General features: G+C 68.2%; 11 protein-coding genes. 3 read left to right on the top strand and 8 right to left on the bottom strand.

The features are described from left to right. Window positions 1-117 precede the first annotated feature (117 nt). The 6 genes from HN018_RS07890 to HN018_RS07865 all read right to left on the bottom strand — a co-directional run bounded on the left by HN018_RS07890 (window position 118) and on the right by HN018_RS07865 (window position 7,121). A complete protein-coding gene (locus tag HN018_RS07890) occupies window positions 118-1,125 on the bottom strand; it encodes a sensor histidine kinase (RefSeq protein WP_171835051.1) in 1,008 nt (335 codons plus the stop codon). 109 nt (window positions 1,126-1,234) lie between these two features. After that, window positions 1,235-1,855, bottom strand: a complete 621-nt coding sequence (wrbA, locus tag HN018_RS07885; RefSeq protein WP_171835052.1) for an NAD(P)H:quinone oxidoreductase — start codon at window positions 1,853-1,855, stop codon at window positions 1,235-1,237. A 122-nt stretch (window positions 1,856-1,977) separates the two neighbouring features. After that, a complete protein-coding gene (locus tag HN018_RS07880; protein WP_171835053.1) occupies window positions 1,978-2,913 on the bottom strand; it encodes an NUDIX hydrolase in 936 nt (311 codons plus the stop codon). After that, window positions 2,910-4,163 (bottom strand): sensor histidine kinase, encoded by a 1,254-nt coding sequence (locus tag HN018_RS07875; RefSeq protein WP_171835054.1) that lies wholly within the window; start codon window positions 4,161-4,163, stop codon window positions 2,910-2,912. Before HN018_RS07875 ends, HN018_RS07880 begins: the two co-directional genes overlap by 4 nt. Beyond that, window positions 4,160-4,684, bottom strand: a complete 525-nt coding sequence (locus HN018_RS07870; protein WP_171835055.1) for a response regulator — start codon at window positions 4,682-4,684, stop codon at window positions 4,160-4,162. The genes HN018_RS07875 and HN018_RS07870 overlap by 4 nt, the downstream gene beginning before the upstream one ends. Then, window positions 4,674-7,121, bottom strand: a complete 2,448-nt coding sequence (locus HN018_RS07865; protein ID WP_171835056.1) for an ATP-binding protein — start codon at window positions 7,119-7,121, stop codon at window positions 4,674-4,676. The genes HN018_RS07870 and HN018_RS07865 overlap by 11 nt, the downstream gene beginning before the upstream one ends. Before the next feature lie 132 nt (window positions 7,122-7,253). Here HN018_RS07865 and HN018_RS07860 point away from each other — a divergent pair, with 132 nt between their 5' ends. Together HN018_RS07860 and HN018_RS07855 are read left to right on the top strand one after the other, a co-directional pair. Next, window positions 7,254-7,946, top strand: coding sequence for a carbonic anhydrase (locus tag HN018_RS07860; protein ID WP_171835057.1), 693 nt, complete (start codon window positions 7,254-7,256; stop codon window positions 7,944-7,946). Next, window positions 7,943-8,848 carry an endonuclease/exonuclease/phosphatase family protein gene (locus HN018_RS07855; RefSeq protein ID WP_239479135.1) on the top strand — a complete coding sequence of 302 codons (906 nt, stop codon included), beginning with the start codon at window positions 7,943-7,945 and terminating at the stop codon, window positions 8,846-8,848. Before HN018_RS07860 ends, HN018_RS07855 begins: the two co-directional genes overlap by 4 nt. Before the next feature lie 13 nt (window positions 8,849-8,861). Here HN018_RS07855 and HN018_RS07850 read toward each other — a convergent pair whose 3' ends face one another. Then, window positions 8,862-9,701: a DUF2076 domain-containing protein gene (locus HN018_RS07850; RefSeq protein ID WP_171835058.1), complete on the bottom strand. Its 840-nt coding sequence runs from the start codon at window positions 9,699-9,701 to the stop codon at window positions 8,862-8,864. Between the two features lie 69 nt (window positions 9,702-9,770). Next, a complete protein-coding gene (locus HN018_RS07845) occupies window positions 9,771-10,253 on the bottom strand; it encodes a CoA-binding protein (protein WP_171835059.1) in 483 nt (160 codons plus the stop codon). 154 nt (window positions 10,254-10,407) lie between these two features. Here HN018_RS07845 and HN018_RS07840 point away from each other — a divergent pair, with 154 nt between their 5' ends. Continuing rightward, the gene (locus HN018_RS07840) at window positions 10,408-11,319 is read left to right on the top strand and encodes a glycine--tRNA ligase subunit alpha (protein WP_171835060.1); all 912 of its coding nucleotides are present in this window, start codon (window positions 10,408-10,410) and stop codon (window positions 11,317-11,319) included.

Here is an 11,319-nt window from a genome sequence, read left to right as displayed (position 1 = left end):
AATCGACTCACTAGGCAAGTGATGGTTGCTGATGCTGCCTGCCGCGTTATCAACGAACAACCACCACCTCTCATCTGACTACTGCAACCATACGGAATAAGCCCGCAGACTTGTTGATCACCTGCCGAGCTTGGCCCGGTTCATCCGCAGCCTGACGACTGCGCCGTCGGCGGGCCAGTCGAAGACGATCGAGCCACCGAGTTGTCCTGTGACACTTCGCGCGATCAGCTTCGATCCGAAGCCCATTGGTCCCTTGGGAGCTGTGACCGGCGGCCCGCCGCGTTCGGTCCAGGCCATGACCACTTCATCGCCATCGACCACGCAGGACAGGTCCAGCCGGCCGTTCTCGTTGGAGAGCGCACCGTATTTGACCGAGTTCGTCGCTAGCTCATGAACCACCAGGGCTATGGTCGTGGCGGTGGTCTCGCCGATGCGTATCTCCGGCACCGACACGGTGATCCGGTCGCCGACCATGCCTTCATCGCCGTATGGCGCCAGCAGCACATCGAGCAGATCACCCAGGAGCGCCTTTCCCTCCTCGCCCGGGGCCGACCGCACGAGGCTGTGGGCACGCCCCAGCGCGGTCAGCCGGAGGGTCAGGTCGTTGGCCATCTCGGTCGTCGTCGCCGCCGAGCGGGCAGCGATCCCGGTGAGAGCCGAGGCGAGGGCGAACAGGTTCTTGACCCTGTGGCTCATCTCCCCCGCCAGCATTTCCCGCGCCTCCTCCGCCTGCTTGCGGTCGGTGACGTCCATGAACACGCCGAACATGACGCGATCGACGATGCCGATATCTGCACCCTCGCCACGCGCCGAGATCCATCGGACCACCTCGTCGCCGACCACGACCCGGAAGTCGATCTCGTACAGACCTGCCAGGGTCCGGGTGTTGGTGAATGCCGCTCGAACCCGGTCGAGATCGTGCGGATGGATCTTCGCGGACAGGGCTTCGAATGTCACCGGCGTCTCGCCCACGGGCACCGCCCAGAGATTATGCGCTCGCTTGTCCAGCGCGATCTCGTCGGTATCGACGTTCCAGGACCACAAGGCGATCCCGGCCGCATCGCTCGCGATACGCAAACGCTCGGCATCCCACACCAGGGCACTCGATCCACTTGGCGATACCATGGCAGGGATCCTTTGACGTGATGAACGACCCGGTCATGAACACCGGCTTTCGAGAGCCTGGCTCACGGCGGGGCAAGGAGGGCGGGATAGGCGTTCCCGCCCGATGGATCTATCCCGTGGCGGCGTCGCCGGCCGCAAGGGCCGCCGCTATCTTCACCATGCGTCGTCCCTGGTGACGGATCGCGGCCAAGTCCTCTTCGCGCGGCGGCCGGTTCTCGGCGCCGACCACGGTCGAGGCGCCGTAGGGCGAGCCGGCCTCGAGCATTACCTCGTCCGTGTAGCCGGTCGGGACGATGATCATGCCGAGATGGGCCATCGGTGCGTAGAGCGACAAGGTCACGACCTCGCTGCCGCCATGCGGCCAGGAAACCGACGCGAATGCGCCGCCGACCTTGCCCGCCAGCTCGCCCTTTTTCCATTGCGGGCCGAGCTGGTCGAGGAACGCCTTGAGCTCGGTGGCCATGGCGCCGAAATAGCACGGCGTGCCGAACAGGATGGCGTCCGCCCACAGCGTGTCGTCGGTCTCGGGTTCGGGATACAGCCCGTTCATGCGATCGGCCTGCTTGCGCCAGTCGGGCGCCTTATCGAGCACGCTGGCGGGTACAACCTCGCGTGCCCTGCGCAGGCGGACCTCCGCGCCGTCCGCACGCGCGGCTTCCGCCGCCGCGACCGCGAGCTTCTCGGTCGAACCGGTGCGCGAGTAGAAAACGATCAGCAACTTGACGGGCATGGTCTTCCTTCGACCGGGGTGAGTTCGGCGGTTGCCCCCACGGCGTCGTATCAACGTCGGGGATGTCGCGAGACCCGAGACGTCGAGTTGAACTTGTTGTGCGCTGTGGTCGACGCCGTGGGTCAGATCGACCGCATCAGCGGCAGTTTCGACCCGGCCACCTGCCGGGCGGCAAGAACTTCGCGACGGAACCTGAATATCTTCGCCGGCCGGCCGGGACCGCTCGTCGTGATGGCGCCGGTATCCTCGATCAGCGCCTGGCTCTCGATCAGGCGACGGAAATTCTGCTTGTGCAGCAGCACCCCGGCCAGCGCCTCGACGGTGAGCTGCAGCTGCAGCAGCGTGAAACTGTCCGGCATCAATTCGAAGAACACCGGCCGGTACTTGATCCGCGCCCGCAACCTTGCGATCCCGGTGGCCAGGATTCGGCGATGATCACGCGGCATCGAATGGCCGGTGCCCGTCACCGCCGGATACCCGGCTTCGGCCACCAGCCCGGCCTCGTACAGCAGCTCGTAGCGCTGCAGCACGAGTTCCTCGTCCCACCGCTCCAGCCCGAAATTGATCGTCAGCCGCTGCCGCCTGGCCTGCGAGAGCGGTGCCGGCACCTGCCCGCACCATTCCGTCAACAGCTCGACCAGGCGTGCGGTGCTCCGACGGCCGTTCTCCTCGCGCTGATCCTCCCACGGGAAATAACGGTACCAGCTCGACCAGCCGGTCTCGTCGGGGATCAGCCGGGTCAGGGCCAGGTAGCTGATCGAGATGGAACGCTTGGTGCCCTCGGCGCGGTCGCGGTCGCGATCGGCAAAGGTGTAGAGCTGTTCGACATGGTTCAAAGGGTGGCGGGTGGTGCGCTCGACCCACGACCGCATGCCGGACTGCAGCGACCGATGTTCCGGCTCCAGCGGCCCGGCCGGCAACGCATCGGTGTCGTCCAGGGTGAGCACGTTCGGCATATTGTCCTTGATCGCCACCAGCACTGCGATCAGGTCCGCCTGCACACCGAACTCGTTGGCGCCGAACTCCGGCTCCGGCGCGAACCCGCCCCGCCCGCTCATGCCGGTCCGGTCGAGGTCGCCGCTTCCACGGGCTCCCCGGCCGCCACCGGCAGCACCAGCCTTACCCGTACGCCCTGGCCGGGCTGACTATCGATCGATGCGCTGCCGCCGGATTGCAGCGCGAAACCATAGACCTGAGCGAGACCGAGCCCAGTGCCCTGCCCGACTTCCTTGGTGCTGAAGAACGGCTCGAACGCGTGGTTGAGCGTGTCCCGCGACATGCCCGGCCCGTTATCGCCGACCAGCAGCAGGATCCGGTCCGGGCCATCGGCACGGGTGGAGATCGTCAGCCGTGCATCGGCCTGGCCGACCATGGCGTCGTGGGCGTTGGACGCCAGGTTGAGCAGGGCACGCTCGAACTGCTCGCGGTCCACCAGCACCTGCGGCAGCGTGTCGGCCAGGTCGCAGATGAGCCGCACGTCGCCGCTCAGGGTCAGCTTGAGCAGCGCCTCGGTGTCGCGGATCACCTCGTTGAGCTGCAGCAGCCTCGGTGCCAGCGGCCTGCGGCGGGCGAAGGCGAGCAGTCCCTCCACCATACGCTCGCCGACCCGCGCCGCCTCGACAGCGGTGTTCAGCGGTCCGGCGATCCGTGGCCCGACATCGTCGCCCAGCCGGCACTTCAGGATTTCCAGGCTGCCGAACAGCGCGGTCAGGATATTGTTGAAGTCGTGAGCGACGCTGCCGGTCATGCGGCCGAGCGCCTGCAGCCGCTCTGCCCGCATCAGCGCGTTCTCGGCGAGTTCGCGGGCGGCGATCTGGTCGGTCAGGCGTTCGTTGGCCTCGGCATATTGACGCGTGCGTTCCTCGACCAGCGCTTCGAGCCGGGCATTCAGGTCCGCCAGCCGACGAACGCTTTCGGCGTTGCCCATCGCATAGCGGATGGTGCGCTCCAGCATCGGCAGGTCGAACGCGCCCTTGACCAAGAAGTCGTTGGCCCCCGCCTCCAGTGCCTCCACGTCGACCATGCCGGACGCCGTCAGCATCACGATCGGCCGCGTGACGCCGGCCGCCCGCGCGGCCCGCACCAGGTCCAGGCCGCTTTCGGCGCGCAGCCGGTAGTCGACCAGATAGAGATCGTGCGTGCCGGCAATCATCGCCGCCAGCCCGTCGGCCACGTCGTTGGTGTGCGACAGCGCGTAGGAGCGCTGGCCGGTCCGCCTGGGCGCCAGCATCGCTCGCAGCGTCATGAAGGCCTCGACGCTGTCGTCGATCATCAGGATGCCGATCGACGCGGCCGCGCCGTCCTTCATGCATCGGTCTCCCCGGGACGCTGGTCCGGGATCGGATCCGGGCGTCCTTCCGGTTGCCGCGGCAGGCGCGCGGCCTGCAGCCAGAATTCGACCATGCCGCGCAGGTGCGAGACCAGCTGGTCGAAGTCGCCGACCTTGACCAGATAGGCGTTGGCTCCGGACTCGTAGGCCTGGTCGACATGGTGCGGCTGGTCGGACGACGAGAAGATGATTACCGGGAGAGTGCGCAACTGGTCGCTGCGGCGCATCGCCTTGAGCGCACCCAGCCCGTCGAGGCGCGGCATGTGCAGGTCGATCAGCACCAGGTCGGGCCAGGGCGCTGCCCCGTCCGCGGCATAGGCGCCGGCATGTTCGAGATAATCGAGCATCTCCTGGCCGTCATTCACGAATCGCAGCCGCACATCGAGCCCGACCGTGCGGAACACCCGGCGCAGGATGAACCGGTGGTTTTCCTCGTTCTCGGCGACGAGGATGAGCGACGGGGCGTGTGCGGCCAGGACGCCGCGCGTGTCAGACAGCATCGTGATGGCCTTCCGCCGGTCCTGCCGCTGCGACAATTCCGGGATCGTGCAGGGTGAAGCTGATGCGTGCACCGTGCGCCAGCGGTGTTGCCTCGATGGTTCCGCCATGCGCTTCCACGATACGCTGGCAGATCGAAAGCCCGAGTCCCAGCCCTTCCGTCGGTACGGATGTGGGGTGGTGCAGCCGGCGGAACGGCTCGAACATCGTCACCCGGTCGGCCGGATCGAAGCCGATGCCGTTATCGATGACATCGACCCGCACCGACGTGCCGTGCCGGTGCGCGGACACGACCACGCCCAGCGGCCGCGACACCTCGCGATACTTGATGGCATTGGACAGCAGGTTCTGGAACACCCGCCGGAGCTGGGCGGGATCGCCGTTGACCAGCACGCCGTCCAGCCCGTCGAACGACAGCGACACGTCGCGCACATCGCGCACCGCCTCGCCGACATCGTCCAGCGCCTCGTCCGCCAGCCGCCGCAGCGATACCGCCCGTATCTGATCTACATCCCGGCCGGCGACGGCGAACCGTGCCAGATCGTCGATCATCGCGCGCATCCGTCCGGCCGAGGTGACGATCAGGCCGGACATCGTTTCGAGCTCGAGATCCGCCACCTCGCGCACCAGCGCCTCATGCGCCGGGTGGCGCGGTGCCTCGGCGGGATCGGCTTCGGCGAAAAGGCCGCGCAACCCGTCGCGGATCAGTCCGCTCAGCACCTGGATCTGCCAGAGCGGCTCCCGCAGATCATGGGTGGCGGCATCGGCGAAGAAGCTGATCGCCTCGTTGCGGCGGCGCAACTGCGTCGCCTCGCGAGCGATCTGCCTGCTCCGCCGAAGCAGCGACGCCACGATGGTCTCGCGGAAATAGCTGGCCGCCGCGATGCAGTCGGCCCCCCACGTCGCCGAACGGCCGGCGACCTCCTCGCGCCAGGCGGCGAACGAGGCGCGCGGGTGCAGTTCCCGGCCCGGCGGCAGATCGGTTGCCTTGTAGCCGGCCCACTCGACCTCGCGCCGCAGTTCCGGCCTGAACCACAGCACCCAGCCGCCCGCCCCCGCCGCATCGGCCGCGGACGTGGCCAGCGGCGTGGCCAGCAAGCCGCATGGATGATCGGTGCCGAGCATCTCGAGCAGCACGGGCGGCAACAGGCTGGGCAACCGGTCGGTCGTCAGCGGCCCGGCGGGCTGCCGATCCAGCCAGTCGACCAGTTGCAGCAGTGCTGCCTCCGACGGTAGCGCGCCGATCCGCACGGGTGGCCCGGCCAGCTCCATGCCGGCCGGGCCGAAGACCGCCATTCCGGTCGCCATGCAGGCACGCAACAATGTCTCGCCCGCCGTGGCCTCGACGCCATCGGCCGAAACCGCGACGGAGGGGCCGGCTTCGCTGCCCAGGATGGGAGCGACCGCGTCCTGGATCATCGCGATCCGACGACCGGCCGCGGCATCGGCAAGCCAGCCCAGCCGCCACGACAAGGCCTGCGCGAGCGTTTCGGCGGCCTGCCGGCGCACATGGTCGATGAAGAGCGGGCCGTGCTGGTGGTGGCAGGCGAGCAGGCCCCAGAGTGCCGGGATCGGAGTCGCGGGTCCGGCGGCGCCCGCCTCGCGATCCGCCCCGTCCGGCAGGCCGGCGATGGCGACCGACATCGAGGCCTGCACGCCCATGTTGGCCAGGTATTCCAGATGCACCGGTGCCACGCCGCGCAGGACCGCCTGACCGAGATCGACGGGACCCGCCGGCGATACCAGCGGCACCTGTGCCGAGCGCGCGTCGGGGATCAGCCGCAGCCGGTTGCTGGCATACAGGGCGCGTGCCGGAGCCGGGATATCGGAGGCCGGGAATACCAGGCCGAGATAGGAATCCACGCCCGGCACGATCGATTCAGCGATGACCTCGCCGCTCCAGTCGGCCATGAAGCGGTAGGCCATGACACGATCGAACCCGGTGATGTCGCGCACATGCCGCGCGGCAACCTGGCACGCGGAAATCGCATCGGTCTGGTGCTGCAGCGATGCGATCGCCTGGTTGAGGCCGAGCAGGATGCGGCGAATGGAGGTGGCATCGGTCGCCTGCTCGGGCTCCAGCTCCAGCAAGATGTCCGCCCGGTCCCGGCGCAGCAGTCCGGTCCAGCGACGCCCGTCCCGCGACACCAGCCCCTCGATCACCGGATCCGCCACCGCGCCCGGGTCCGACAGCGCGCGCTCGACCAGCGCGACGCCTTCGGGCTCCAGGAGGCCGTCCATGGATGGAGGCGCCTTACCGTCCAGACCGTTGCCGCCCGCGGCGACGACGAGCGGCCTGCCGTCACCGGGGTCCATCCGCAACACCAGCAGCAGCCCATGTGCCTGGATCGTGCCGGGAACATGCACCGGTTCGCGGTCGCATGCGCTCCAGCCGGTATCCTGCGCGGGACGCGACTCGTTGCGGGTATGGCCGTTCAAGCGCGGACTTCCCCGCATACGAGATGTCTGGGCATGATGTGTGGCGGTTTCCCGTTCGAGGCTTGCATATCGCTGCGTCAGCTTACGCGGCCAGCCCAGGCCGGAACAGCCTGCGGCACAAAGGAAACAAGCATGCCGGCAGCCCCGTCAGTCGACCACCACCACTCGATCATCTCGCTCCTGGAAGGCGTGCGCGACTTCAATGTCCGCGTGTTTCCCGAGAAGCAGGAGATGTTCTCGGACCTGGCCGCGGGGCAGTCTCCGCACACCCTGTTCATCGCCTGCGCCGACAGCCGGGTCAGTCCCGGCATGATCACCCAGCAGCCGCCCGGTGCGATGTTCGTACTGCGCAATATCGGCAACATTGTGCCGGCCTACGGAGAGATGCTGGGCGGCGTGTCGGCGGCGATCGAATATGCGGTCGTTGCGCTGGGCGTGAAGCACATCATCGTCTGCGGCCATTCGGATTGCGGCGCGATGAAGGCGATGCTGGACCCGGAGGCGCACGGGCTGGACAGCATGCCGACGGTGGCGAGCTGGCTGCGGAACGCCGAGACCGCCCGCGCCGTCACCGCCGCACTCCATCCGCACGCGCATGGCGCGGATGCCGTGGCGGCGCTGGCCGAGCAGAACGTGCTGCTGCAGCTGGATCACCTGCGGACCCATCCCGCAGTCGCCGCGCGCATCGCGGAAGGCCCGCTGCTGCTGCAGGGCTGGCTCTACGACATCGCCACCGGCAAGATCCGGGTGTTCGACGGACAGACCCGCGTGGCCCGCACGCTGGACGAAGCGCTCTCGGCGCTGAAGGGTGCCGAGCCCGCTTGAGCAGGCGTGGCCTCGGCATGAGCGGCCGGGCGCGTGCCATCGCGCTGGCGTCGGTGCTGGTTCTCGCCGGCGGTCCGGCGTTCGCCGCCGACCCGGTCGGGATCAAGATCGCCACCTGGAACATGGACTGGCTGACCAGCCGGCCGGCCGGCGACCCGGCGCTTCCCGACGATGCCTCGCCGAAACTGGATGCCGACATTGCCGCCCTGGCGGGCTACGCGGCCCAGCTGCAGGCGACGGCGGTAGCGCTCGAGGAAGTCGACGACTCGGCCCTGGTCGCACGCATCTTTCCGCCCGATCGATACCGGGTGCTGATCACCAGCGACCGGGTCGTGCAGCGGGTGGCGCTGGCGGTGCGCCGGGACGTCACGGTGACCAGGCATCCCGACCTGGCCGCACTCGACGTGAGCCGGGCCGGCCGGCGGCATCTGCGCACCGGGCTCGATGCGACGCTGGCGATCGGCGGAACGTCGCTCCGGGTGCTGGCGGTGCATCTGAAAAGCGGCTGCTGGGAAGGACCGCTCACGGATACTCACCGGGCCGCCTGCGCCGACCTCGCGGCGCAACTGCCGGTGCTGCAGGCGTGGATCGCCGCACGGGAGGCGGAAGGCGTGGCGTTCGTGGTGCTCGGAGACTTCAACCGTCGCCTGAAGGCCGGCGACGTGTTCCTTGCCGGGCTGCAGCGGGATGCACCCCTGGCTGTCGCGACCGCCGGGCATGCCAGCCCATGCTGGGGCGGCGAGGATTTCATCGACCAGATCCTGGCGGGCGGGCCGGCGCGGTCTTGGATGCAGCCGGACAGCCTGCGGGTGCTGGTGTATCGGGAAACCAGCCCGGACATGAAGGAACATTTGTCCGATCATTGTCCGGTCTCGGTGCGGTTCAGCCTGCCGCCAGGCTGAACCGCACCGGCAGTTAGAAGCTGTTGTCGCCGCCGAAATCGCCGCCGCCGCCGCTGTCGCCACCGAAATCGCTGTCACCGCCGCCGCCATTGTCGAAGTTCGGGTCGACATCGCCGCCGGCATTGCCGAAGGCGTCGCCGCTGAAGCCGCCATCGGCGCCCGCACCGCCGCCGCCGCCGAAGCCGCCACCCATGCCTTCGCCCATTCCACCGCCCATGCCGCCACCAAGGCCGTGGCCGCTGAACATGTCCATCAGCACGTTACCGGCCACCATGCCGCCGGCCACGCCGGCCGCGGTGGTCAGTGCCGAGCCCAGGAAGCCGGAGCCCTGCCGCTGGAACATGCCGGGCTGGTAGCCTGGCGGATAGCTCGGCTGCGGCGGTCCGCCCTGGTAGCCCTGCTGCGCCTGGTAGCCTTGCTGGCCCTGATAACCCTGGCCCTGGTAGCCCTGGCCCTGCTGGCCGCCCCAGCGCGGCGGAGGCTGCTGCTGCTGGTTCTGCTGGCCGCCGCCGAACAGGCCGCCGAAAAAGCCACCGCTCTTCTGCTGCGGCTGCTGCTGGACCGTCTGCAGTTGCGTCTGCGCCTGCTGCAGTTCCCACTCGAGCCGCTTGATGCGGTTCTGTGATTCGGCCAGTGCCGCTTCCTGCACCACCGCCATCTGGGTGATGCGATAGGGCGCCTCGGGGAAGCGCTGGAAATTGTCGCGGATGGTGCGATCCGCCTCCGGATCGAGCGGCGGCAGGTTCGACGACTGCGAGGTCGTGGCCGGGACGCTGCCGAACGCCGATGACTGCGGGCTGCCGCCGACACGGGCGATGAAGCGTTCGATGAGTTCGCGTTCTTCGTTGTTCATGGCTGGTTGATCCGGTTGAAGGGTTGCTGAATCGTCGGCTCTGGCAGCAGGTGCGTCAACATAGGCCGCTCATGGCGATGTGTCTCCCGGCACCGCTCGAAGGCGCCCCGGCCGGAGGCGCGGCCACTCGATCTTCGGGCAACGGTCCATCACCATTGACAGGCCGGCAGCGCAGGCGCGGGCCGCGGAGGCCGGGTCCACGATCCCGAGCTGCATCCAGATGGTCCGGGCTCCGAGCCTGATCGCCTCGTCCACCACGGGCGCCACCTGGTCGGTGGCCCGGAAGATATCGACCATATCCAGCGGCACGGCCTGCTCGATCGTCGCGACCACGGTACGCCCGTGGATGGTCTGGCCGGCTAGGCCCGGGTTGACCGGTACCACGTCGTAGCCCTGGTCGAGCAGGAACCGCATCACCGCGTTCGACGCGCGCTCGGGCTTCGCCGATGCGCCGACCAGGGCAATGCGGCGTGTCCGGGTCAGGATCGCAGCGACGCCGGTGTCGTCCAGTCCGTCGGCCGTGCTGTCGTCCACCTGGGCCCTCCCTGTCATGGCCACCTCTCATATGGGCAGCCGCGCCGATATTTCCTGCAGCGCCCCGGTTTCTTGCCGCCGATTGGGGCCGACCGTATGGTGCCGCCCCTGTCCCCTGCCCGCCGATGACGGGGGGGTAAACTCGCGTCCAGCTTCTGGAGACCGAACGACCATGGAAACGGCGGTGGCATCTAACCCGACCCAGGCGCGGGGCACCGTTTCCCGCAAGCCGGGAGCGCTGTCGTTCCAGGACCTGATCCTGACGCTGCACCGGTTCTGGGCGGACCAGGGATGCGCGATCCTGCAACCGTACGACACCGAAGTCGGCGCCGGGACGCTGCATCCCGCCACCAGCCTGCGTGCGCTCGGCCCGAAACCCTGGCGCGCCGCCTATGTGCAGCCATGCCGGCGACCTTCCGATGGCCGTTATGGCGAGAACCCCAACCGGCTGCAGCATTATTATCAATACCAGGTGTTGCTGAAGCCGACCCCGGACGACAGCCAGGCGCTGCTGCTGGACAGCTATCGCGCCATCGGCATCGATCCGCTCGAACACGACATCAGGTTCGTCGAGGACGACTGGGAAAATCCGACCATCGGCGCCTGGGGGCTCGGCTGGGAAGTCTGGTGCGACGGCATGGAAGTGACGCAGTACACCTATTTCCAGCAGATCGGCGGCATCCCGACGGTGCTGCCCTCGACCGAGCTTACCTACGGGCTCGAGCGGCTGGCGATGTACGTGCAGGGCGTCGACAACGTCTACGACCTGGACTTCAACGGACACGGCCTGACCTATGGCGACGTGTTCCTGCGCGCCGAGCGGGACTACTCGCGACATAATTTCGAGCTTGCCGACACCGACATGCTGCTGCGCCACTTCGCCGATGCCGAGCGCGAAAGTGCCGCTCTGGTGAAACACGGCGTTGCCCAGCCGGCCTACGACCAGTGTTTGAAGGCGAGCCACCTGTTCAACCTGCTCGACGCACGCGGCGTCATTTCGGTGGCCGAACGTGCTTCCTATATCGGCCGCGTACGCAACCTCGCGCGCGGTTGCGCCGAGGAATGGCTCCGGGGCGAGGCCTAG

This window comes from Lichenicola cladoniae, from assembly GCF_013201075.1.
GTDB lineage: Bacteria > Pseudomonadota > Alphaproteobacteria > Acetobacterales > Acetobacteraceae > Lichenicola > Lichenicola cladoniae.
This window is presented reverse-complemented; position numbering and strand designations above follow the sequence as displayed.

Bases quoted from the DNA above. Each gene is read 5' to 3' on its own strand.
- HN018_RS07850 (WP_171835058.1), bottom strand. From the start codon at position 9,701: ATGAACAACGAAGAACGCGAACTCATCGAACGCTTCATCGCCCGTGTC.
- HN018_RS07870 (WP_171835055.1), bottom strand. From the start codon at position 4,684: ATGCTGTCTGACACGCGCGGCGTCCTGGCCGCACACGCCCCGTCGCTC.
- HN018_RS07875 (WP_171835054.1), bottom strand. From the start codon at position 4,163: ATGAAGGACGGCGCGGCCGCGTCGATCGGCATCCTGATGATCGACGAC.
- HN018_RS07890 (WP_171835051.1), bottom strand. From the start codon at position 1,125: ATGGTATCGCCAAGTGGATCGAGTGCCCTGGTGTGGGATGCCGAGCGT.
- wrbA (WP_171835052.1), bottom strand. From the start codon at position 1,855: ATGCCCGTCAAGTTGCTGATCGTTTTCTACTCGCGCACCGGTTCGACC.
- HN018_RS07845 (WP_171835059.1), bottom strand. From the start codon at position 10,253: ATGACAGGGAGGGCCCAGGTGGACGACAGCACGGCCGACGGACTGGAC.
- HN018_RS07880 (WP_171835053.1), bottom strand. From the start codon at position 2,913: ATGAGCGGGCGGGGCGGGTTCGCGCCGGAGCCGGAGTTCGGCGCCAAC.
- HN018_RS07840 (WP_171835060.1), top strand. From the start codon at position 10,408: ATGGAAACGGCGGTGGCATCTAACCCGACCCAGGCGCGGGGCACCGTT.
- HN018_RS07860 (WP_171835057.1), top strand. From the start codon at position 7,254: ATGCCGGCAGCCCCGTCAGTCGACCACCACCACTCGATCATCTCGCTC.